The sequence below is a fragment of the Tardiphaga sp. 862_B3_N4_1 genome, from assembly GCF_051811085.1.
GTDB classification, from domain to species: domain Bacteria; phylum Pseudomonadota; class Alphaproteobacteria; order Rhizobiales; family Xanthobacteraceae; genus Tardiphaga; species Tardiphaga robiniae.
Genome location: NZ_JBPWQB010000002.1, coordinates 1,199,304 through 1,221,991, shown reverse-complemented (window position 1 = coordinate 1,221,991; position 22,688 = coordinate 1,199,304). Strand labels below are relative to the sequence as shown.

The window sequence follows — 22,688 nt, the reverse complement described above, 5'->3', positions numbered from 1 at the left end:
GAAATCGATGGGAGTTCATGATGGCCAGCGCAAAAAAAGTCCCGTTTGGTGTGCACTCTGAAGTTGGCCAGCTGCGCAAGGTCCTGGTCTGTGCCCCGGGTCTTGCCCATACACGCCTGACCCCGTCCAACTGCGATCAGTTGCTGTTCGACGATGTGCTCTGGGTTGACAATGCGAAGCGCGACCACTTCGATTTCGTCACCAAAATGCGGGACCGCGGCGTCGATGTCGTTGAGATGCATAACCTGCTCGCCGAGACGCTGACAGTCCCGGAGGGCAAGGCCTGGATCCTCGACAATCAGGTCGTGCCGAACCAGGTTGGCCTTGGCTTCATCGACGAGCTCAAAAGCTACCTGTCCGGGCTGGACAACCGAAAGCTCGCGGAAACGCTGATCGGTGGCCTGTCGACCCATGACTTTCCCGAAGCACATGGGGGCGCGGCACTCAGGATGGTGAAGGAGGCCGCGGGGGCGACTGAATACCTTCTCCCGCCACTGCCGAACACGCTCTATACGCGCGACACGACCTGCTGGATCTATGGCGGTGTCACTCTCAACGCGCTGTACTGGCCGGCGCGACACGAGGAAACGATCCTCACCACAGCGATCTACAAGTTTCATCCCGATTTTGCCGGCAACGTCAATGTCTGGTGGGGCGACCCGACAGAGGACCATGGACTGGCTACGCTGGAAGGCGGCGATGTGATGCCCATCGGCAAGGGGGTCGTGCTGATCGGCATGAGCGAACGCACCTCACGCCAAGCGATCAGCCAACTTGCCGCGACCCTCTTTAAAAAGAAGGCCGCGGAGCGCGTCATCGTTGCGGCAATGCCCAAGATCCGCGCGGCGATGCATCTCGATACTGTTTTCACATTCGCCGACCGCGACTGCGTGCTGCTCGCGCCTGACTTTATGAACCAGACACGTACCTATTCCTATCGCCCGAGCGATCATCCGAGCGGTGTCGAGTTGCATGCCGAGAAGAAGTCGTTTGTCGGCGTTGTCGAGGAAGCATTGGGTCTCAAGAAGCTCCGCGTGGTCGAAGCCGGTGGCAGTGATTACCAGCGCGAACGGACCCAATGGGATAGCGGCGCCAATCTCGTTTGCGCATCGCCAGGTGTCGTCTACGCCTACGACCGCAACACTTACACCAACACGTTGCTCCGCAAGGAAGGCATCGAGGTGATTACGATCGTCGGCGCCGAACTCGGTCGTGGCCGTGGTGGTGGTCACTGTATGACCTGCCCGATCATCCGCGATGCCGTGGATTACTAACGCAATCGACCATTCTCTGCTCGGGGGAGCGAGATCGTGGGACTGTTAATACCGAAACCAGCACCATCGACCGACGGAGAGTAATTGTCTGGGGAGTGTGCAATGCGTGGATCCAGAATTGTCCTGGCAGCAACAAGCTTCCTTTATGCCAGCGGGGCAGTAGCTGCCGACATAGATCTGACCGAGCTCAGAAAGGTCGAGTACACGTCGATGAGCCCGACATGGAGCGTTGTTGGATCCCTATCGCCCACCTACACGGCCAATGCCCTGTTTTCGCGCGACGACCGGCGGGGGGATTTTTACTATGAGCCCGATGTGAGCTTGCGGCTGGACGGCAAACTTGCGCCGGACCTGTCCTACCGTATTTTTGCACGTGCTCAGTTCGAAGCATTTTCCAGAGAACACGACGGCAATGCCGCCATTGCGCGTCTGGGCGCGCGGCTGACGAAGAATCTGTATGGCTGGAGAATAAGCGCCACCTACGAAAACAGATATGACTACGACGGCGTGTTTCGCGATCTCGCCTTCACCTCCCACGATGTCACCGGCGCTATCGCGCGCGATTTCAGCATCGACAATGTCACGCTCTCGCCGCTCCTCCAGCTCACTTATCGTTTCTCCGATCTCGCTGAGGCCAGGCGCTGGCGTGCCGATGCGCTGCTTGGCATCGAGGTCGAGCTGAATTCGAAATGGTCGATCGTCAGCACGCCTTTCATCGAAGCGTTCTGGTTTACAGACGGCTTGAACCGCGACCGGCAGGACCAGATCTATTCGGCGTCTCTCGGCCTGAAATACAACATCGCCAGCAACGTATCGCTCACCACGAACGTCATCTACGAGGCGCGAAACTCAAACGTGGCGCTGCGTCACTATAGAGACTGGCTGATCGGCCCACGGCTCGACTTCGCGTTTTAGCGATCAGGACACAAGAGGCGATCATGCGGAATTCGATTGTGGCAGCAGGTACCGCTATTCTCTTCATCTGTACGGCGTTCGCCGCCAGTGCGGAGCCACGCGACTCCGTCGAGCGCGGCGACCGGATGGACCGGGATGCTTTGCGGGACGATGTGCGCATCGATCGTCTGAAGATTCCGCAGCACCCGATCGTCGTCGAGGAGCCGCAGCAACCCGTTTACAACACGAAGAGCAAGCAGAAATCAAAGCGGAGCTCGGACAGCAGTCGTTAGGGTGGCTTCAATGAATTTGATCAAGGCCGGCAATATTGGCGAGGCGAGTCCGGCGAGGTGGTCGGATGCCATCGGCAGTGCCGTGATCCGCGCTATCGGTTTCTTCGGCTTCTGGCTGGCGCTGACGCGCGGAGATCCCGGCGATGTGGGCCCCGGTCTGATTGCAGCTGCCGCAGCGACTTGGGCAAGCCTCAAGCTGCTGCCTGCCGAACAATGGGGCTTCCGTCCGGTCAAGTTTGCCGGATTCGTCCTGCACTTCCTCCGTCAGTCGATTGTCGCGGGAGCGGACGTTGCGCTGCGGGCGCTTCACCCACGACTGCCGCTGCAGCCAGGCTTCGTCACCTACCGGGCGCAGCAGCCGCCGGGCAGGAAGCGAAATACGTTTTGCGCGATCATGAGCCTGATGCCGGGCACGCTTCCGTGCGGGACCTCGATTGACGGCAGCCTGGCCATTCATTGCCTCGATGTGACGCAGCCCGTCGTCGAACAATTGTCGATGGAGGAAACTCTGTGCATGCGGGCGCTCGGAGGCGCAAGATCCGATGCCTAGCCTGCTGTTGGGTGCTTCGGTCTTTGTGCTGCTGACGGTGGCGCTGGGCCTGTTCGCCATTCTTCGGCGATCGGCCGATGTGGACCGCCTGATGGCCGTCCAACTGCTGGGCACGGGAGGAGTCGCCATCCTCCTTCTGCTCGCGGTCGCAACCGAGACGCCGCCTGTCATGGATGTTGCTGTGATGCTCGCGCTGTTCGCGGCGTTTGCGGCCGTCGCATTCGTCAGAGACGCGTCCGGCGCGTCATCCGAGGCCAGAGGGGAGTGAGGGGCGCATGAGCCTCGTCATGGATATCCTGACCATTTGCGCGGTCTCCGCAGGAGCGCTGTTCTTCCTTGCGGGCACGGTGGGTCTGTTGCGTTTCCCAGATACGCTGACGCGTCTGCACGCGCTGACCAAGGTTGATAATCTCGGTCTTGGCCTGATCGTTCTGGGCTTGCTGCCGCAGACGAGTAGCCTGCTGTTCGCGGTCAAATTGGTGATCGTCTGGCTGCTCGTCCAGCTGTCCGGGGCGGTCGTCACCCAATTGATCGCCGGTGCGGTACGCCACCACGGAGCAGACGGATGAGCATCGCCTCCGTCTTCGATATTGCTCTCGTTGCGCTGATCTTGACGATCGGTGCTTCAGCCATCCTTGTGCGCACGGCATTCGCTGCAGTTGTCATGTTCGTCGTCTATGGGCTGCTTCTGTCCATGGCATGGGTCCGGCTCCACGCCGTTGACGTGGCGCTGACAGAGGCCGCGATCGGCGGCGGCATGACCGGCTTGTTGCTGCTCGGCGCCGTCGCGCGTTCCCGCTCCGTGAATGTCCATGGTCCGCGGATTTCGCGGCCGGCGCGCCTTGCCACCTGTGCATTGTGCGCGTTGATCGTCGCGGGTCTTGCCATTGCCATCCTCCATCCGCCGGAGGCTATTCCGACACTCGCGCCCACCGTGATGGAAAACCTGCCGCCGAGTGGTCTCGGCAACCCCGTTGCCGGCGTGCTGTTCGTGTTTCGGGCACTCGACACGCTGCTCGAAAAGGTGGTCCTGCTGCTCGCTTTGCTCGGGGTCTGGTCGCTGGCGTCAGATCATGCCTGGGGTGGAACGCCAGGTTTGCAGGTTTACGCACGGCCCGATCCCACGCTGATCTTTCTGGCTCAGCTTTTGCCGCCGGTGGGCATCGTGTTCGGAATCTATATGTGCTGGGTCGGAGCGAAGGGCCCTGGCGGCGCCTTTCAGGGCGGCACGGTGCTGGCCGCGATGTGGCTCCTTGTCATTGTCGCGGGATTACAGCGGGCCCCTGCGATCGGTCGGCTCTGGCTACGTGGTCTGCTCGTCACCGGACCGGTGCTGTTCCTTGTCATTGGCCTTGCTGGATGGGTATTTGCCGACGCATTTCTGGCTTACCCGGCGGGCTACGCCAAACCGCTGATTGTCGCCGTGGAAGCCGCTCTCACGCTGTCGATCGCTGTGGCGCTTGGCATGCTGGCCGCAGGACCGCCGGTACGGGCACCACAGCAATGAACGCGGCAACGCTGTTCGGCTTGTGTGGCGCAGCGCTGGTGGGCATCGGACTGTACGGGTTCATCACGAATCCCGAACCGCTACGCAAGATCCTTGCATTCAATTTGCTTGGGAGTGGTGTGTTTCTGCTGTTCGGTGTGATCGCCAGGCGGGGGGCAGCGGCCGGGCTCGGCGGTGACCCGGTCCCTCAGGCGATGGTGATCACCGCGATTGTCGTCGCCTTCGCGGCGACGGCCATGGCCATCGCGCTGGTGCAGCGTCTTGGCGATGAGACCGGCCGGGCCTCGATCCGTTCCGACAGATCTGGAACCGGCGAGGAAAAATCCTGATGCCGGCTGCAACCGCGCTTGAGGCGACAACTGCCGACGGGGCGCTTCTTGTTCTGGCCATCGTATTGCCGGTTGTTGGCATCTTGCTGTCGTTTGTCCTTGGCGGACGGTACGCCGAAAGGATTGCTGCGTTCCTGTTGCCCGCAGGCCTCTGCGTGGCATGCATCGTCTTCCTGAAAATATGGCAAAGCGAAACGTCGCTGAGCTACGTTGTGGGTAATTGGAAGCCCCCGCTCGGCATCACGCTGCGCGCCGACGGACTTTCAGTCGCGATGATGGTGGCAATGGCCATCGTGATCTGCCTCATTGGCGTGTTCGCGCATGCGAATTTCGGCAGTCGCGCAGCGTCCGTTGAAACCCGCGCAACTCTGGTGTTCTGGGTCATGCTCATGGCGATCTCGGGCGCGATGAACATGATCTTTCTCGGCGGCGATCTGTTCACCCTCTACGTTGCGCTTGAGCTGCTGACTTTCGCTGCGGTGCCGCTGGTCTGTCTCGATGGCCGCGCGGAGACCTTGCAGGCGGCATTGCGCTATCTGCTCTTCGCGCTGCTGGGCTCGATCCTCTATCTGGTCGGAACGGCCTTGCTGTATGGCAGCTATGGGACCCTCGACATCGTCCTGATGTCGCAACGCGTGCAGATCGAGCCGGCGACGCTCGCTGCCGCGACGCTGATGACGGTGGGGCTGTTCGCCAAAACCGCGCTCTTTCCACTGCATCTCTGGCTTCCCCCGGCGCATGCCGGCGCACCGGCGGCGGCCAGCGCGGTTCTGTCAGCCGTCGTGGTGAAGGGATCGTTCTTTCTCATTGTGCGGCTCTGGTTCGACGCCATGCCGGGCCTCTTGAGTGTGGCCGCCAGTCAACTCATTGGGGTGCTCGGGGCGTCAGCGATTATCTGCGGCAACATTGTCGCGCTCCGACAGAAGCGGCTCAAATTGCTGATCGCCTATTCGACGGTCGCGCAGATCGGCTATCTGTTCCTGATGTTTCCGCTCGCTGCCGACCCGTTGCATCTCCAGTATGGCGATGCCCTGACGGGAGGCATGCTCCAGGCCATCTCGCACGCCACCGCCAAGGCAGCCATGTTCATGGCTGCCGGACTTGTCTATGCCGCGCTTGGACATGACCAGATTTCGGAGCTTGGCGGGATCGCACGTGCGCTTCCCATGACGATGTTCGCCTTCGGCCTTGGTGGCCTATGCCTCATCGGCTTGCCGCCAACGGGTGGCTTTCTGGCAAAGTGGCTGTTGCTGGAGGCGACGATTGCAACGGCACAATGGTGGTGGGCAATCGTGATCATCGCAGGCGGGCTGCTCACGAGCGCATATATCTTCATCGTGCTGTCGCGGGCGATGGGCCCACCAAGCGCGCCGCTGACATTGCACGCCGCGGTGCCGAAGTATCAGGAAGTGGCGGCGCTGGGGCTGGCGTTGCTCTCGGTTCTGCTGGGGCTCGTGGCGCTCGGTCCGATCGATGTATTGCAAGTTGGGCGCCCGGAGGCGCCGATGGCTTGGCAGCGATGATAGAGGCTTATCCCTTGCTGGCTTTCGCCTTGCTCTTTCCGCTCGGGATGCTGCTGGCTTGCCTCTGGCCAATGGCATTGCTGCGAATACCTTCGTATCTGGCGTTTGCTCCGGTCCCTGCATTTGTGGCCGTGCTCCTTGTCTCCGACGATTCTCCGGTTGTCGTCGGCCCGGCCCGTCTGCATTTGACTTTCGCTCTTGATCTCCCCGGGGCGCTGCTGCTCGGCGTTGCTGCGCTGCTGTGGATCACGGCGGGCGCCTATGCGTCACCGTATCTGCAGGGCAGGCCGAACCGCGGGCGCTTCGCCGTGTGCTGGCTCACCGCATTGACGGGTTGCATCGGCGTCTTTCTCGCTGCCGACATGGTGGGTTTCTATTTGTTTTTGGCGATGCTGACGCTTGGCGCCTGCGGCCTCATCATCCAGCACGAAACGGCCGATGCGTGGCGGGCCGGCGCGCTCTATATCGGCCTTGGATTGCTGGCGGAGACATTGTTGCTCATCGCCTTCGTGCTGCTCGCGATGGATATTCCCGGCGATGGGCTGCTAATCGGCGATGCCGCTGCCGCACTCCCGACGTCGCCGCACCGCGATCTGATCATCTGCCTGTTGATCGCAGGCTTTGGCATGAAGGCAGGCCTTGTTCCATTTCACGTCTGGATGCCACGGGCATATGCGCCGGCGCCGGCGCCGGCGGCCGCAGTGCTGAGTGGTGCAGCCGTCAAGGCAAGCATCCTCGGAATGATCCGCTTTCTCCCCCTCGATACAGCACTGCCCCATGCAGGAACGTTACTCGCAGCCGCCGGCTTGTTCGCGGCGCTCTACGGCGTGGTCATTGGAATGACGCAACGCAGGCCCAAGGTTGTGCTGGCCTATTCCAGCGTCAGCCAGATGGGATTCATCGTGGCCGTCATTGGCATGGGCATGATCGCCGGAGATGGCCGCGCTGCACTGGCGGCGATCTTCTATTCTGCGAACCACGTTCTGGTCAAAGGCGCGCTGTTTCTCTCCGTCGGTGTGATCGCGGCGACCGGTCGCCGATATCTATTGCCCATCCTTCTCCCTGTGGCGATCATCGCCGTCGGCCTTGGCGGCCTTCCGCTGACCGGGGGTGCCCTGGCAAAAATCGTGGTCGACGGACCGCTCGGAGACGGGGCCGCCAACACAGTTGCAACGCTGTCTGCTGTCGGCACGACGCTGCTCATGCTGCAATTCGTGCGAGGCCTGGTGACGACGGCATCAACGGACTACGAGGCGACTGCGGCGCCGAGCCTGTTCTGGCCATGGCTGTCGACCGCTGCAGCGTCGCTTATCGTACCATGGGCGCTATTCCTCGCGGTCCCCGAAGGAATGTTGCCCAATCCTTTGGCGCCGGAACTGCTGTGGAAGGCCCTGTTTCCAGTTTTGCTGGGCGCCATATTGGCGGCAGTGCTGTGGCGCTGGGTGCGGCGGCTGCCACATATTCCCGAGGGAGATATTGTCGTCGTTCTGGACAGGTGTGTGAAGATCGCTCCAGCCTGGGGCAGGACCATCGAGCAAGCGGAAGGCATGCTTCGCCAATGGCATGTTGCGGGAATTTCACTGCTGGCACTGACGCTGGCTCTCGGAGCGGCACTCTTGGCCCAGTGAGCATGCCGAACAATCGACATCGCTATGGATGCGATGTTCGTGTCGTCAGGCTGACATCGCGGCCAAATTCTTTATGCCAGCGACGACGCGCTGTCGAAGCTCGACGCGCTGCCGGGACGATACGCCCAGAAGATCTGCCGCACGCCAGATCAGATTCTCTTCAAATTCGTTGACCCGCTGATCCGCGTAGACGGTCTCCCACATCAGTTGAACGATCCGTCGACGTCCATCGTCATCGAGGAACTCGTTGAGTTGCCGGGTAAAGCGATAAAGATCGACCGCGCTACGGGCGACTGCATCTGCATCAACGAGAAGTTGGGCCGTAGCCGTGTCATCGAGCCCATAATGCGATTTGAAAATAGCATGCAATCTGGTGCGCCTGATATTCGATAGCTCGCTATGGACGGTGGCAACGCGGATGAGCAATGCCGCGGTCACGATAAGAAGCTCTCTCTGCTCGACGTTTTTCCGTTGATTGGCGTCTTCCATCGCACGCGAGATGAACGCCTTGATTGATCCAAACATCACCCGACCATTCTCTTCAGAGACAACGACGACTGCGCTCTTGCGGCCGGCCATCCGGGCCCGCGATATCTGGGAAGTTTCAGGAGCGGTCGCCTGAGCTGAAGATGGCGTTTGTCCATCGGCGCCGCCACTTTCTTACCGAATTTTAAAGTTTCCGGATTCGGCCAAAAGCGAGGCAAAGCAGCCGTAGTTGTGGCGCTCCGGCCTCTGCGCATGGCCTGGAATTTTCCGCGGGGACACGCGTTGCTGCGCGTACCTGAATCCAGATCAATGTTCCCCGGCAATCCGGGTACTCATCACGACCTCTTCAGGGTTTTTCCCGATTACCTATTGCGTGCTGACGGCTAGCCTCGTGCAGCAGACGTCACGTCGTTCGTGTCGCGGTTTCGAGAGGGAAGCAAATGCTCAGCATTCGCATATTGACCTTGGCATGCGCCTTCCTGATCCCGCCGATGCTATCCGCACCGGCTCACGCGCAACAGCTTTTCCGCGTTGGCGGACTGACATGCAGCACCGGTCCGAGAGTCGGGCTGGTTCTAGGCTCACGCCAGGAGATGCAATGTGTCTTCCTGTCCACCGTGGCTGCGCGGCAGTATAGTTACAGGGGCATGATCAGGCGGGTTGGCCTCGATGTTGGCGTAACCCGAGGAGGGACACTGTTCTGGGGCGTCTTTGCGCGGAACAGTAATATCGGCCGCGGCACATTGAGAGGCAGCTATGTCGGGGCAAGCGGAAATGTTGCCATCGGCCTGGGCCTTGGCGCCAATGTCCTCGTCGGCGGATCACGCCGTACGATCACGCTGCAGCCGCTCTCTGTCGAGGGCCAGATCGGATTGAATCTGGCACTGGGCATATCCAATCTCGTTCTTCGATAGTCGGCATTTATCATCGGTCATCGCTTTATCGGGCGGGTTGAGCGGTCTTTGCGGGGGTGAGAATGCTCTCACCGATCCGGCCGACCATATAGGGGAAGAACGGGTTTGATGACGCCCGCATCAGCGAGTCGAGACTGGCGATCAGCACATTGCGTTCGCCGCGCGGCGCCAGGGTACCGAGGTTCTCGCCAAAATCCTCGGACTTGTCCGGCTCCGCCCCATAGAGAGAATCGCTGACCGGAAATGGCAGCGCCACATGCGACAGCGAATAGAAGCCCCGTGGATAGTTCAGGCCGAGCGGGCGGGAATGCTCGTCGACGGTGCCGGCCTCGGCCACACGCTCGATCACGTCGTCATTATTGTCACCGGAATTGGTAATGACGGCGAGGCGGTAGCGCCGCGGGCCGGCAGGTACAATACGTGCCAGCGCGGTATCGGTGCTGGTGCGGAGCAGCGGGCCAAATCTGGCGGTGCGGTTGACGTCGAACAGAACGAGTTCGCTCCCATTGGCCGGCAGATGGGCATAGAGATCGGAGACGATGGCCCGCGTGCTGACGGTGAAATCCATCAGCGACTGGAATGTCAGGATGGGTGGAAACTGACCAAGTCTTCCTTCGCTCGCATAGCGCGCGAGCCTCCGTTGCAGAGCCCTGGTCAGAAGATGCGATTGACGCGCGCCGTTCACCGGGAATGAATTGTACTTGAAGGGATTGAACTCCGGAACGACATCGAGCCATGCGGCCTTGGCGAAGGCGGGCAGAATTGCCGGAAATCCCGCAAGGCCGGCAAACCGTGCAAAACTGGTGATACCCACCATCGGCGAGATCAGTATCAGGCTGTCGGGTCGCGACAGTTTTTCGTCGTCGATGGCATCCAGCGCATACATGATGGCTAGTGCACCGCCATTGGAAAATCCAACCAGATGCAGCGGCACGGGCGAATCCACACGCTTCTTCACTTCCCGCACTGCGAGCCGCGTGGCGGCCATCCAGTCTTCCCACGCTATATCGGTCAGCGCAGCCGGAACCGTGCCATGCGCCGGCAGCCTTGGGACGATCGCCAGGAAGCCCTGATCGCGGTAGAAGCGCGCAATATGGCGCTGGCTATAGGGAGAATCCGTCAGGCCATGAAGAAGCACGACAGCCCCGACCGGCTTCCCCTTCGGCTCCAGCACAAAGGAGCGGTTGAAATCCTGCACGAAATGCGGGGGATAGACCGGGCTGCCTTCGAAGTACCGATTGGGTGGCACACGTTCTGTCGCATCGAGCTTCTGCGATACCTCGCGCTGGACTTCGTCGAAAAGTTCCGCCTCGGCCGCCATGTATTGTGCCCAGTCGGCAGTATCCAGCTTGCTCGCATGGAGCTCATGCGGAACGTAGGTATGCCATGTCTCGAGTGGCAGTCCGCGCTGCGAATCGTAGATGCGGACAGCGAAGATCGTCATCAGCGCGATGCCGAAAAACGCCATCAGGATCTTTGCAAATCTGAAGATTCTGGCCCGCACGACCGAACCTCGTGAATGACGACGTGGTGCAGGATAGCCCGGAAAATTTGAAGCGCGACGGGAGATATAGGGGAAAGCACCTGAGCGGGTATCGGGCTTTACCCTGATACTCGGCAACTTCTTCGGCGACGTCCCGATCCGCATATGCAACGGCAACCATATGCGAAGCCGTCAGTTGGCCCGCAACTGAAGATCCGGTTGCCGTTCTCGTCGAGAACGAACACCAGGCTGGACCTGCAAAGCGCGCCGGCGTTGCTCAATTCCGTAGCAAGGGCGCGCGCTTGCGTGATCGCAAGCTTCGGATTTGAAAGGCGGCTTCCGACCTCATCGGGAAAAACTTTCGGCCCGTCCAGGATATGGAAAAAGTATCGCATCGCGCTCCAATAATTCGGAAGAGCCGCGTGTCCCAGTGAATAATTAGTAAGGCGCTGACACATGCGATGGCGCGTCATGTGCACCGACCAAGGGCTTTCCCCGATAGCCATGGTTCTGGATGTGCATTTCAAATCGGAACGCGTGCGGGGGCCACAGCATCAATTGTCAGGGAGTTACGCATGCGAAGGATCTCAGCCTTGCTCGTTCTACTCGCGCTGTCTGCAGTGGTTCCGCTGGCGGATGCGCTTGCCCAAAGCGCAGCAGGACGCGGCGCAGTGTCCGGTGCCATCATTGGCGGCGCCGTCGGTGGGCGACGCGGCGCGGCCATAGGCGCTGCCACCGGAGCGGCCGTGGGGAGTCACAGGCGGCATTGGCATAACCGGTATTACTGGCGCCATGGTCGTTGCTGGGTCCGCACATCGAGCGGAAGATCCCACCCGGTATCGCATCGCTATTGCAGGTGAGCGATACGATTGCACCGCTGCGGCTGCGATAGCCATTCCAGCGCATCACGATCTTTAGCTGTGATCGCAGGGGTGATTCCGCGGCTCGGATCAGGTCAACACCCGATATCGTGATGCAATCGCGTCATCCATTATTCCGACGATTGAAAAGGAGGATGCGATGCAGAACCTGAAGAAGCGTTTCTTATTGTCCCTGCTTGTTTCCACGATCGTGGCGAGCGCGAGCATGGTACTCGTCACCACACAGAGCGAAGCCAAGGGGAGGGCGTGGTGCGCCAAATCACAGTCGCGGGGCACCGATTGTAGTTATGACACGATCGACCAATGCCGTGCAGCGGTTAGCGGAACAGGTGCCTCCTGTCGCAAGCGCGTCCGCTGAGGCGTTGTGTCGTTTTTGAATCGGCAGCCGTCGCCATGTCATCTGGCGACGGTACCTTTATGCGCAGACGAAGCGGCGGCCTTTCGGCAAAGGCCTTCGTTAAACAGACCTTTGCTCCGATACGACTGAACAGCGGGCATAGACCGCATATCGCAGCGTCTTGCGCTCTCTTTATTCCGCCGCGACTGCGACCTGACCCAGCCTGTCGAAGACGACGTCGCCACCGAGAATGGTGAGGTCGCAGCGGGTGTCTTTCTCGACTTCCTCGGGCGCACAGGTGAAGACGTCGTGGCTGAGCACGGCGATATCTGCGAGCTGGCCCGGCACCAGACGGCCCATGCGATCTTCGGCGAATTGCGTATAGGCGCCGAAATAGGTGTAGGCGTGGATCGCTTCCGCCATCGACAGCTTCTGGCCTTCGCCGAGCACCGTGTGGCGGTTGGACATGCGCGTCGTCATCGTGAACAGGTTCTTGAACGGATCGGTGGTCGAGACCGGCGCGTCCGAACTCGCTGCGGGATGCAGGCCGGCGTCGAACCACTTGCGCATGGGATAGGCGACATCAGTGCGCGCCTGGCCGAGATTGGTGATGTAGAGATCGCCGAATTCATACATGAAGACCGGCTGCGGCACCGGATCGATGCCCGAGGCGGCCATGCGTGCGATCTGGCTGTCGCTCAGGAAGCCGCAATGCTCGATGCGATGGCGGCGGCCGAGGATCGGATTGTCCGCCGTCGAGGCTTTCTCGATGCCTGACAGCACCTGCTCGATGGCGGCGTCGCCGATGGCGTGGATCGCGAGCTGGTAACCGAGGCTGTGATAATGCGCGAGATAGTCGTGCATTTCCTTGTCGGTGTAGCAGAAGATGCCGCGGTTCTCGGGATCGCCAACCAGATAGGGCTCCGACATCGCGGCGGTGAGGCCGCCGGCGCTACCGTCACCGAACACTTTCATCGCGCCATAGCGCAGCATGCCGACCTCGCGGCCGAAGCGATAACCTGCAGCATGGGCCTGATCGCCGATGCCGTCGGTGTTGCCGTAGATGCAGACCCAGGTGCGGATCGGCAGCGTATTGGATTTGGCAAGATGCTCGTAGGCATCGATCTCATCCATGCCCGCGGCCATGCCGACCGCGGCGTCCATCACGCTGGTGAAGCCTTGCTCGAGCATGAAACGACTGGCGCGGTCGATCGCATCGCGCAGGCGTTCGGCGCTGGGCTTCGGCGCGGCATCGACAATCAGGCGCAGCGCGCGTTCGGCGAGCAGGCCGGTGAGCTTGTTGTCGCGTCGTTCGATCATGCCGCCGTCGGGCTGCGGCGTGTTGTGGCCGATGCCGGCCGCGCGCATCGCCTGCGTGTTGATCACGGCGACATGGCCGCAGGTGCGCTTGAGATAGACCGGATTGTTCGGCGCGACCTGATCGAGCTCTTCCGCGGTGGGATGACGCTTTTCCGCAAGTTCGTAATGGTCGTAGCCGCGGCCATTGATCCATTCGCCGGGCTTGGCCGTCTTGGCCTTCTCGGCGACGCGGCGCAGGATCTCGCCGATGCTGTTGGCGCCGGTCTCCGGCCGCAGATTGATCTCGGTCATGGTCAGGCCGAGCGGCAGCAGATGCATATGTGCATCGTTCAGGCCGGGGATGGCGGTGCGCCCGGCGAGCTCGATGATGCGCGTATCCGGCCCGGCAAGCTCGGCGATCGTCTCGGCCGAACCGGTCGCCAGCACGCGGCCCGATGCGATCGCGATGGCTTCGACAAAGCCCTCGTTGAGACCACAGAACACGCGTCCTCCGGTCAGGATGAGGCTTGGCTTTTCCATCTTAAGTCTACCTTTTATTCACGGGATCGAGTGCAGCGACGGGTACGCCAAAAATATTCAGCGGAGTAAGATCGCAGATTGTGCAGTGTGAGCCTGCAGACGGGGCAACGTGCCGCACATCGCGCTTTATGTTGGAGTTTTTCTCGCAGGTCAGGAATTAGACACCTGCCATGCGCCTCACGCAGCGACATTTGCGTGAGGCGCGCGTCGGTGTAGGATTCGCCTGATGTCTGGAGCCGGTGTGATGACGACCAATACTCAAGCTGCAACGCGTGCGACGGCCGAAATCCCGAGCATCCCCTGTGACGCCGAGGGGCCGGTGTTTCGCGAGCCGTGGGAGGCCCAGGCCTTTGCCATGGCCGTGACGTTGCATGAGCGCGGCGTGTTCACCTGGACGGAATGGGCTGCGGCGCTGGCCGCCGAGATCAAGCGCGCCCAGGCGGGCGGCGATGCCGACACCGGCGAGACCTATTACCGGCACTGGCTGGCGACACTGGAAAACCTGATCGCCGAGAAGGGCGTGACGACGGCGGACGCGCTGCATCGCTACCGCGACGCCTGGGACCACGCCGCCGATCGCACGCCGCATGGCCAGCCGATCGAACTGACCCCGGCGGATTTCGCGCATCACACCTAGCGGCTTGCTCCGCGCATTGGGCGGCCACGGTGCGCGCTGCGCACCACCGGCCCCCTGTTTGGCATCTCCCGCAATCGTCCGGGCAATTCGATGATCCCTTCGTTGACGCTGGCCCTGTCGCGGCTGCCCGGCGTCGTCGGAGAAAAAGATGCTCGATACAACAAGAACAACCGGCGATTTGCAGGCGCTCGACGGCGCGCATCACGTCCATTCCTTCACCGATCCCGCCGTGATCGCCAGCGGCAAGACTCGCGTCGTGGTGCGGGGCGAAGGCTGTCAGATCTGGGATAGCGACGGCCGCAGATTCCTGGACGGCATGGCCGGGCTGTGGTGCGTCAATGTCGGCTATGGCCGGCAGGAACTGGTCGATGCCGCCACACGGCAGATGGCGGAGCTGCCCTTCTACAGCAACCATTTCCAGTCGACGACGCCGGCCATGACGGAGCTCGCGCACAAGCTCTCGCAGCTGACGCCGGAAGGTCTCGACCACTTCCTGTTCACCTCGTCCGGCTCCGAAGCCAACGACACCATCGTCCGCATGGTGCGCTATTTCTGGAAGCTGCAGGGCAAGCCGGCCAAGCGCACCTTCATCAGCCGCACCATGGCCTATCACGGCAGCACGCTGGCGGCCGTGAGCCTGTGCGGAATGCCGCATATGCACGCGATGGACGGCGGCACGCTGCCCGGCTTCGCCCATATCCAGCATCCGCACTGGTACATGTTCGGTGGCGAGCTGACCAAGGAGGAATTCGGACTGCAGGCCGCGCAGGCGCTCGAGCAGAAGATTCTCGAACTCGGGCCGGACAACGTTGCGGCCTTCATCGGCGAACCCGTGCAGGGCGCCGGCGGCGTGATCGATCCACCGTCGACCTACTGGCCGGAAATCCAGCGCATCTGCGGCAAATACGACGTGCTGCTGATTGCGGATGAAGTGATCTGCGGTTTCGGCCGCACCGGCGAATGGTTCGGCGCGCAAACTTACGGCGTCACGCCGGACCTGATGACGCTGGCCAAGGGCCTGTCCTCCGGCTATCTGCCGATCGCCGCGGTGGCGATGAACAAGCGGGTGTTCGAGACCATCGGCGCCGGCGGGTTGCTCGCTCACGGCTATACCTATTCCGGCCATCCCGTCGCCTGCGCGGTGGCGCTCGCCAATATCGACATCATTGAACGCGAAGGCCTGGTCGATCGCGTCCGCAACGATATCGGTCCCTATCTGCATCAGGCGCTGGCGCAATTCGAACAGCATCCGATCGTGGGCGAGGTGCGCGGCATCGGCACGCTGGCGGCGCTGCAACTGGTCAAGGACAAGGACACCCGCGAGATCTTCACGGTCGAGGACGGCGCCGGCATCTTCTGCCGCGAAGCCGCCTACAATCAGGGCCTGATCGTCCGCGCCGTCGGCCAGTCCATCGTGCTCAGCCCGTCGCTGGTGATCACCCATGCCGAGATCGACGAACTCATCGACAAGCTCAGGCGCGCGCTCGACGAGACCGCCCGGCATTTCGGATTATAAATAATTGCAACGTGATTTGGAGAGCCGCATGAGGATGAGATCTGCTTTCGCCGCTATTGTCGCGGCTGTCGCATTCGCAGGAAGTGCTATCGCCGAGGAGCCGATCCGCGGCGGCACGATGCGGATCGTGATGACGGCGGATATCCGCACGCTCGACGCCTCGCGCAGCGACAATCTCACCGATCACGTGCTCAACCATATCTATGAGCAGCTTGTCGCGCACAGAAACGACATGACCATCGGCCCCGCGGCGGCCGAGAGCTGGGACCTGTCGCCGGACGGCAAGACTTACAAGTTCAAGCTCCGCGACGGCATGGTCTATCACAACGGCGACAGGGTGAAGGCCACCGACGTCAAGTGGCTGTGGGACCGCCGCATGGCGGCCCCGAAGTCCGGTGCGCCATGGGTCTGCGCCGCGAGCTTCGACGGTTCGCGCGGCATGAAGGTCGAGTCGGTGGAAGCACCGGACGACGGCACCGTGGTTTTCACTCTCGACAAGCCGAACACGCTGTTTCTGGTGCGGCTCGCCGACATCGTCTGCAATTTCTGGATTGCCAGCCCGAAGAATGTCGACGCCGAGGGCAACTGGATTGCAGGATCGGCGATCGGTTCCGGCTCGTTCAAGCTGAAGGAGTGGCGCAAGGAGCAATATGTCTCGCTGGAGCGCTTCGCGGACTATGTCCCGTCGAAGCAGAAACGCGACGGTTTCGGCGGCGATCGGACCAGTTATTTCGACGAGGTGCGTTTCGTCGTCATCCCCGACAAGACCGCGGCGGAAACTGCGCTGCTCGCCGGACAGGTCGATATCGTTACCTATCTGCAGGTCTCGCGCATCGAGGAAATGAGAAAGCGCGGCGCCGTCGTAAAGACCGCGCCGGGCCTGTCACTGTCGGCGATCCTGATCCAGACCACCGACCCCTTGATGTCGAACGTCAAGATTCGCCGCGCGCTGGCGCATGCGATCGACTTCAAGGAGATGGCCGAAACCAAGTTGATGGGTCTCACCGAGTTCAATCCGTCGGGTGTTGCGGAATCCTCGGCCTATTTCGACAAGTCGTTCCAGGCCTGGCCGAAATACGATCCCGAAGCCGCGAAAAAGCTCTTGAAGGAAGCCGGCTACAAGGGCGAGCCGATCAAGATGCAGACCAACAAGCGCTATATCGGCATGTATGAGAATGCCGTGGTGGTGCAGGCCATGCTCAACGCCGCCGGTTTCAACGTGCAGCTCGACGTCATCGACTGGGCGGCGCAGCTCGAGAACTGGATGAGCGGCAAGTTCCAGCTGCAGTCCTTCGGCTATTCCTCCCGCGCCGACCCGATGCTGATGTATGGCACCGTCATCGGCAACAAGGCCAAGGCGCCGACGTCGCAATGGGATGACCCGGACGCGCAGGCGCTGTATCTCAAGGCGCTAAACGCGACCAGCTTCGACGAGCGCAAGGCCGTCCTCAAGCAGCTCCATGCCAAGATGGAAGAGGAAGTGCCGATCCTCGGGCTTTACTACTATCCCGTAATCGAGGCGGTCTCGCCAAAACTCGTGAATTACGAGTCGTGGCCGCTCGAAAAACCGCGCGCCTGGGGTGTGTGGAAGAAGCCGTAACTGCCCGCAGCGTTACGGCAGACTTGAAGACCCGGAGCCAGCGACGGCTCCGGGTTTCTTCGTGGCACTCTATACCTCGCACTCCGTCCTCATGGTGAGGAGCGCGCCCTTGCGCGCGTCCCGAACCATGAGATGGCGAAGGCCCCGGAGTACGCTGCCATCCTTCGAGACGCGGTCGAGGCGACCGCTCCTCAGGATGAGGACTGAGTGTGAGCCCCCTCAAACCTCCGATCCAGCAGCATCGCCGCATTCAGCAGCCGCTTCGTATACTCATGCTGCGGACGATCGAAGATGTCGTCGCGGCTGCCGACCTCGACGATCCTTCCGTTCTGCATCACCGCCACACGATCGGCCACCTGTTCCACCGCGCCGAGATCATGCGAGACGAACAGGCAGGCGAAACCATAGCGCTCCTGCAACTCGCGGATCAGCTTCAGGATCTGCTTCTGCACCGTCATGTCGAGTGCCGACACCGGCTCGTCGGCGACAACGAATGCGGGCCGCCTTGCGATGGCGCGGGCGATGGCCACGCGCTGGCGCTGGCCGCCGGACAGTTGATGCGGTAATCTTCGCAGGAAATCCCGGGACAGGCCGACCTCGTCCAGCACCTCGCGCACGCGGGCGTCGCGCGCCTTGCCATCCATCGCGGTATCGAGGCGCAGCGGTTCACCGACGATGTCGCGGATGCGCTGGCGCGGATCGAGCGAGGAATACGGATCCTGGAAGATGATCTGCATTTCCTCGCGCTGCAGCCGCGCCGCGCGGCCGCGCCAGGTCATGATCTGCCCGCCGCGAAAGGCGATGCTGCCGGAGCTCGGCGTGATCAGGCCGACGGTGGCGCGGCCGAGCGTCGTCTTGCCGGAGCCTGAGCCGCCGACCAGCGCCAGCGTCTCGCCTTCGCCGATGGTGAGATCGACGCCATCAACGGCGCGCTTGGCCTCAAGGCGGCCGAACAGCCGCGGGCGTCCCGCATAGTCGATCACCACGTCGCGCAATTCGACCAGCGGTTTGATCGTGCGGGCGTTGCGTAAGCCGCCTGCGCTTCGTCGCGGCAGCGCGTCGACGAGACGCTGAGTATAGTCGTGCTGCGGCGACGACAGCACGTCGAGGCTGCGACCCTGTTCGACGATCCGGCCCTTCAGCATCACGGCGACATCGCGCACATAATGCGAAACCATGCCGAGGTCGTGGCTGATCAGCAGCACCGCGGTGCCGTTCTCCTGCGTCAGTTCCACCATCAGATCGAGCACGTCGCGCTGCACCAGCGTGTCGAGTGCCGTGGTCGGCTCGTCTGCGATCAAAAGATCCGGCTTCAGCAGCATCACCGAGGCCAGCATGATGCGCTGGCGCATGCCGCCGGAAAATTCATGCGGATAGGCGTCGAGGCAATGGACGGGGTTGGGAATGCTGACGCGCTTCAGCATCGTGAGGCAGCGGTCGCGAATCTCGCCGCGCGACAGCCGGCGGTGATGCAGCGCGAGCCCTTCCGCCATCTGCCGGCCGATTGTCATCGACGGATTGAGCGACACCATCGGCTCCTGGAACACGATGCCGATATGCGCGCCGCGGATTCTGCGCAATTCCGGTGGCGCGATGCCGACCAGTTCGGTGTGGCGGAACCTGATGCTGCTGCCGGGTGCGGCGATCAGCGGCGTCGGCAGCAGGCCGAGCACGGCGCGCGCGGCCATGGTTTTGCCCGAACCGGATTCGCCGACCAGCGCCAACATGCTGCCGGGCATGATGGAGAAGCTGGCATCGTCGACGAGCTTGTTGCCGTCGGGGCCGACGGTCACGGTCAGATGCTCGGCGGCAATGACGAGTTGCGATGGATCGGGTTTCATCGTCATCGCATCACGCCTGCATCTTCGGGTCGAGCCAGTCGCGCAGTGCGTCGCCCAGCATGTTGATGCCGAGCAGTGTCAGCGAGATGCACAGACCCGGCAAAATAAGCAGATACGGCGCTTGCGTGATGAAAGGCCGGCCCGAGGCCAGCATGTTGCCCCAGCTCGGCGCCGGCGGCGGCACGCCGAGGCCGAGAAAGCTCAGCGCGCTCTCCGACAGGATGACCCAGCCGAACATCGTGGTGGCCAGCACCGTGATCGGCGCCATGCAGTTCGGCAGCACATGGCGCACCATGGTCACGAGTTCCGAATTGCCCATCACCCGCGATGCCTCGATATATTCGCGTTCGCGCACCGACAGCACGCTGGCGCGTGCGACGCGCACCACGGCGGGCATATAGGCGACGCTGAGCGCCAGGATCAGCGCCTCGCGGCTGGCGCCGGAGATCGCCATGATGAACAGCGCCAGCAGCAGGCCGGGAAAGGCCAGCAGCGAGTCGTTGAGGATCATGAGTATCCTGTCGGTCCAGCCGCGCAGGAAGCCGGCGACGATGCCGAACAACAGGCCGAGTGAGACGGCGATGGCAACGGTCGCGAGCGCGATCCAGCCTGTGGTGCGTGCGCCATAGATCAGGCGGCTCAGCACATCGCGGCCGAATTCGTCGGCGCCGAACAGATGCGATGCGGAAGGTGCTTTCAGCACGGCGCGCAGGTTGAGCTTGAGCGGATCATAGGGCGCCAGCATGGGGCCGAAGATCGCGAGCAGGGTCAGCAGCAGGACGAGGCCGCCGCCGATCAGGAGATTGGCGCGGCCGCGCGCGAGGCGGGGGAGATACCGCGTCATTGTGCGATCTTCGGGTCGAACAGCGGGTACAGCATGTCGACGACCAGATTGACGATGACATAGATGACGCTGATGAACAGGATGCAGCCCTGCACCACCGGATAGTCGCGGGCATAAATCGCCTCGACCAGCAGGCGGCCGAGGCCGGGAATGGTGAATACCGTCTCGGTGATGGCGATGCCGCCGAGCAATCCGCCGAGGATCAGGCCAATCAGCGTCCAGGTCGGCGCAAAGGCGTTGCGGAAGGCGTGGCGCCACATCACCTCGGATTCCGACAGGCCTTTAGCGCGGGCATGGGTGATGTATTCGAGCCGCGACACCTCAATGGTGGAGGCGCGCGCCATGCGCACGATCGGGCCGAGTTCGACCATGATCAGCGTCAGCACCGGCATGAAGATGAACAGCACGCCCTGACGGAAATTCTCGCTCAGCGATACGTAGCCGATGACGGGAAACCATTCGAGCCACATGCCGAATACCAGAAGGATCATCAGGCCAAGCCAGAAGCTCGGGATCGACAACAAGAGCGTCGAGAGTGCCACGCTGCCGTAGTCGGCGAAGGTGCCCTGCCGCCATGCCGCGAACATGCCGGCCGGCACCGCGATGAGCGCGGCAAACACCACGGCTGTGACGACGATGGTCGCGGACACCGCGAAGCGGTCGAGCATCAGCGGCAGTACGTGTTCGCCGGATGAGATCGACTTGCCGAAGTCGCCGGAAAAAATATGGCCGAGCCAGGTCAGATATTGCGACGGCAGCGCGCCGGACAGACCCATTTCCCTGCGCAGCGCCTCGACCTGCTCGGGCGTCGCGAGATCGCCGAGCATCACGGAAGCGGGATCGCCAGGGATCAGCCGCATGGCAAAGAAGATCGCCGCCGATACGATGATCAGTGTCGGCACCGCCTGCAGCAGACGTCCGAGCAGGAAGCGGCCCATTACGCTGCCTTTCGGTTATCGTATGAGCGCATCGCGGATCGCATGCGCGGCGGCGACGGCCTCGCGGGCGCGCGGCACGCTGGTGACCTCGGGCCAGGTCGAGAGCTTGACGAAGGCGAATTCGGATTCCGGATCGATATAGATGAGCTGCCCGAAAATACCGCGCGCCAGCATGGCACGCCCCCGGGGATCCTCGATCCACCATTTGTTGTGATAGGCGCCCTGCGGCAGCGTCTCGCGGAAGAAGCCCTGGAACAGTTCGGTGTTGCCGTTGTTGCGGGTCTCGTCGATCCACGCTTTCGGGATCACCTGACGATCGCCGGACCGTCCGCCATTGATGATCATCTGGGCGAAGCGGCCATAGTCGCGCAGGCTTGCGCAGAAGCCGCCATCGGCCAGCGCGAAGCCGCCGTGGTCGACAGTGAAATAGCCGTCCTCCTGCGCGCCCATCGGCGCCCATAATTCCCGGCTGACCAATTCGGAGAGCGACGTTGCGGTGGCACGTTCGAGGATGAAGCCGAGCACGTCGGTCTCGATGGAGCGATACTGGAACAGGGCGCCGTGGGGGCGGTCCTGTTCGGTCAACGTCAGGATCAGCTCCCACATGGTGCGCGGGTAGTCCGGCTGATCGTTGACGCGCCAGCCGCAGGCATAGCCGAGCTTGACCATATGCGAGCCGGGCGTGGTGTAGGATTCGTCGAACACGACACCGGTTGTCATGTCGAGCACGTGCTGCACAGTCGCGCCGCTATAGGCGGTGCGCGCGAGCTCGGGCAGATAGTGCGTCACCGGCGCCTTGGGATCGAGCACGCCACGGTCGGTGAGAATGCCGGCCACCATACCGACCATCGATTTCGCCATCGACATCGACAGGTGTTGGCTGTGCGGCTTCATATCGTTGAAGTAGCGCTCATAGACGATGGCGCCACGGTGCAGCACCAGCATGCCGTCGGTGGCGTTGTCCGTCAGAAAGCTCTCGAAACTGAGATCGCGGCCGTCAAAGCTGAAAGCAACCGTATCGAGCGCCTGCAAATTCTCGCGCATCGGCATTACCGGGCCCGGCCCGCGCCAGACCTGCGCGGTCGGCGTCATCTCGCGGATGTGCTGGAAGGTCCAACGATGCATCGGCGCCCGGCTCCAGCCGGAGCGTGGCAGCAGGGGGCCGCCGGGATGGAGCGGGTCGCGGTAGGGTGGCCGTTGAAACAGGTCGGTCAGCGTCGTGATCCCCATGCAGCGGCCGCCGCGCAGCGCGCGATGAGCCATCGTTAGACCTCACGAGGGTAACGCCATCAAGATGACCCGGAAGATGCCAATGAGGGGCATGGTGGTGCACCGGGCGCACCGTGCTAGACTGCCATCTTGCCGCAGCCCTGC

Annotated in this window: 23 protein-coding genes; 15 read left to right on the top strand and 8 right to left on the bottom strand. The window is 62.1% G+C overall.

The genetic code is table 11. The features are described 5' to 3' along the window. The first annotated feature begins 20 nt into the window (after positions 1–20). The 10 genes from arcA (at position 21) to AB8B02_RS22975 (ending at position 7,998) form a co-directional block, all read left to right on the top strand. On the top strand, positions 21–1,274 hold the full coding sequence (arcA, locus tag AB8B02_RS23020) for an arginine deiminase (protein WP_439065264.1): 1,254 nt from the start codon (positions 21–23) through the stop codon (positions 1,272–1,274). Between the two features lie 84 nt (positions 1,275–1,358). Further along, positions 1,359–2,189 carry an outer membrane beta-barrel protein gene (locus tag AB8B02_RS23015; protein ID WP_439065263.1) on the top strand — a complete coding sequence of 277 codons (831 nt, stop codon included), beginning with the start codon at positions 1,359–1,361 and terminating at the stop codon, positions 2,187–2,189. A gap of 23 nt (positions 2,190–2,212) precedes the next feature. Continuing rightward, on the top strand, positions 2,213–2,461 hold the full coding sequence (locus AB8B02_RS23010) for a hypothetical protein (RefSeq protein WP_439065262.1): 249 nt from the start codon (positions 2,213–2,215) through the stop codon (positions 2,459–2,461). Positions 2,462–2,471: 10 nt separating this feature from the next. Further along, on the top strand, positions 2,472–3,011 hold the full coding sequence (locus tag AB8B02_RS23005; protein WP_439065261.1) for a Na+/H+ antiporter subunit E: 540 nt from the start codon (positions 2,472–2,474) through the stop codon (positions 3,009–3,011). Continuing rightward, positions 3,004–3,279, top strand: coding sequence for a monovalent cation/H+ antiporter complex subunit F (locus tag AB8B02_RS23000; protein ID WP_089263539.1), 276 nt, complete (start codon positions 3,004–3,006; stop codon positions 3,277–3,279). Before AB8B02_RS23005 ends, AB8B02_RS23000 begins: the two co-directional genes overlap by 8 nt. Before the next feature lie 7 nt (positions 3,280–3,286). Beyond that, on the top strand, positions 3,287–3,580 hold the full coding sequence (locus AB8B02_RS22995; RefSeq protein WP_093757580.1) for a monovalent cation/H(+) antiporter subunit G: 294 nt from the start codon (positions 3,287–3,289) through the stop codon (positions 3,578–3,580). Beyond that, positions 3,577–4,518 (top strand): hydrogenase subunit MbhD domain-containing protein, encoded by a 942-nt coding sequence (locus AB8B02_RS22990; protein WP_439065260.1) that lies wholly within the window; start codon positions 3,577–3,579, stop codon positions 4,516–4,518. Before AB8B02_RS22995 ends, AB8B02_RS22990 begins: the two co-directional genes overlap by 4 nt. Then, complete coding sequence (locus AB8B02_RS22985) at positions 4,515–4,847, top strand: NADH-quinone oxidoreductase subunit K (protein ID WP_439065259.1); 333 nt, start codon at positions 4,515–4,517, stop codon at positions 4,845–4,847. The genes AB8B02_RS22990 and AB8B02_RS22985 overlap by 4 nt, the downstream gene beginning before the upstream one ends. After that, positions 4,847–6,370, top strand: coding sequence for a complex I subunit 5 family protein (locus AB8B02_RS22980; RefSeq protein WP_439065258.1), 1,524 nt, complete (start codon positions 4,847–4,849; stop codon positions 6,368–6,370). The genes AB8B02_RS22985 and AB8B02_RS22980 overlap by 1 nt, the downstream gene beginning before the upstream one ends. A gap of 131 nt (positions 6,371–6,501) precedes the next feature. Continuing rightward, a complete protein-coding gene (locus AB8B02_RS22975) occupies positions 6,502–7,998 on the top strand; it encodes a proton-conducting transporter transmembrane domain-containing protein (RefSeq protein WP_439065257.1) in 1,497 nt (498 codons plus the stop codon). A gap of 45 nt (positions 7,999–8,043) precedes the next feature. Here AB8B02_RS22975 and AB8B02_RS22970 read toward each other — a convergent pair whose 3' ends face one another. Beyond that, positions 8,044–8,577: a TerB family tellurite resistance protein gene (locus tag AB8B02_RS22970; protein ID WP_439065256.1), complete on the bottom strand. Its 534-nt coding sequence runs from the start codon at positions 8,575–8,577 to the stop codon at positions 8,044–8,046. A 347-nt stretch (positions 8,578–8,924) separates the two neighbouring features. On the opposite strand from AB8B02_RS22970, the gene AB8B02_RS22965 reads away from it, so the two are divergent. Continuing rightward, positions 8,925–9,398, top strand: coding sequence for a DUF992 domain-containing protein (locus tag AB8B02_RS22965; RefSeq protein WP_439065255.1), 474 nt, complete (start codon positions 8,925–8,927; stop codon positions 9,396–9,398). A gap of 25 nt (positions 9,399–9,423) precedes the next feature. On the opposite strand, the gene AB8B02_RS22960 is transcribed toward AB8B02_RS22965, so the two are convergent. Beyond that, positions 9,424–10,866 (bottom strand): alpha/beta hydrolase, encoded by a 1,443-nt coding sequence (locus tag AB8B02_RS22960; protein ID WP_439065923.1) that lies wholly within the window; start codon positions 10,864–10,866, stop codon positions 9,424–9,426. A gap of 134 nt (positions 10,867–11,000) precedes the next feature. Continuing rightward, the gene (locus AB8B02_RS22955; RefSeq protein WP_439065254.1) at positions 11,001–11,276 is read right to left on the bottom strand and encodes a DUF6894 family protein; all 276 of its coding nucleotides are present in this window, start codon (positions 11,274–11,276) and stop codon (positions 11,001–11,003) included. A 625-nt stretch (positions 11,277–11,901) separates the two neighbouring features. On the opposite strand from AB8B02_RS22955, the gene AB8B02_RS22950 reads away from it, so the two are divergent. Beyond that, positions 11,902–12,120 carry a DUF3551 domain-containing protein gene (locus AB8B02_RS22950; RefSeq protein ID WP_439065253.1) on the top strand — a complete coding sequence of 73 codons (219 nt, stop codon included), beginning with the start codon at positions 11,902–11,904 and terminating at the stop codon, positions 12,118–12,120. Between the two features lie 171 nt (positions 12,121–12,291). Here the strand turns inward: AB8B02_RS22950 and AB8B02_RS22945 are convergent, their stop codons facing one another. Beyond that, on the bottom strand, positions 12,292–13,938 hold the full coding sequence (locus AB8B02_RS22945; RefSeq protein WP_439065252.1) for an amidohydrolase: 1,647 nt from the start codon (positions 13,936–13,938) through the stop codon (positions 12,292–12,294). A gap of 244 nt (positions 13,939–14,182) precedes the next feature. On the opposite strand from AB8B02_RS22945, the gene AB8B02_RS22940 reads away from it, so the two are divergent. The 3 genes from AB8B02_RS22940 (at position 14,183) to AB8B02_RS22930 (ending at position 17,691) form a co-directional block, all read left to right on the top strand. After that, entirely contained in the window at positions 14,183–14,575 is a 393-nt protein-coding gene (locus tag AB8B02_RS22940; RefSeq protein ID WP_184512269.1) for a nitrile hydratase accessory protein, read from the top strand. Between the two features lie 148 nt (positions 14,576–14,723). Continuing rightward, the gene (locus tag AB8B02_RS22935; protein ID WP_439065251.1) at positions 14,724–16,091 is read left to right on the top strand and encodes an aspartate aminotransferase family protein; all 1,368 of its coding nucleotides are present in this window, start codon (positions 14,724–14,726) and stop codon (positions 16,089–16,091) included. 28 nt (positions 16,092–16,119) lie between these two features. After that, entirely contained in the window at positions 16,120–17,691 is a 1,572-nt protein-coding gene (locus AB8B02_RS22930) for an ABC transporter substrate-binding protein (RefSeq protein WP_439065250.1), read from the top strand. A 191-nt stretch (positions 17,692–17,882) separates the two neighbouring features. Here AB8B02_RS22930 and AB8B02_RS22925 read toward each other — a convergent pair whose 3' ends face one another. From AB8B02_RS22925 to AB8B02_RS22910, 4 genes are read right to left on the bottom strand one after another with little or no spacing between them, the layout of a single operon-like run. Further along, positions 17,883–19,532: a dipeptide ABC transporter ATP-binding protein gene (locus AB8B02_RS22925; protein ID WP_439065922.1), complete on the bottom strand. Its 1,650-nt coding sequence runs from the start codon at positions 19,530–19,532 to the stop codon at positions 17,883–17,885. A gap of 10 nt (positions 19,533–19,542) precedes the next feature. Further along, positions 19,543–20,376 carry an ABC transporter permease gene (locus AB8B02_RS22920; RefSeq protein WP_184512266.1) on the bottom strand — a complete coding sequence of 278 codons (834 nt, stop codon included), beginning with the start codon at positions 20,374–20,376 and terminating at the stop codon, positions 19,543–19,545. Then, positions 20,373–21,314 carry an ABC transporter permease gene (locus AB8B02_RS22915; protein ID WP_184512265.1) on the bottom strand — a complete coding sequence of 314 codons (942 nt, stop codon included), beginning with the start codon at positions 21,312–21,314 and terminating at the stop codon, positions 20,373–20,375. The genes AB8B02_RS22920 and AB8B02_RS22915 overlap by 4 nt, the downstream gene beginning before the upstream one ends. Before the next feature lie 15 nt (positions 21,315–21,329). After that, the gene (locus AB8B02_RS22910; RefSeq protein WP_439065249.1) at positions 21,330–22,577 is read right to left on the bottom strand and encodes a serine hydrolase domain-containing protein; all 1,248 of its coding nucleotides are present in this window, start codon (positions 22,575–22,577) and stop codon (positions 21,330–21,332) included. Between the last annotated feature and the right edge of the window lie 111 nt (positions 22,578–22,688).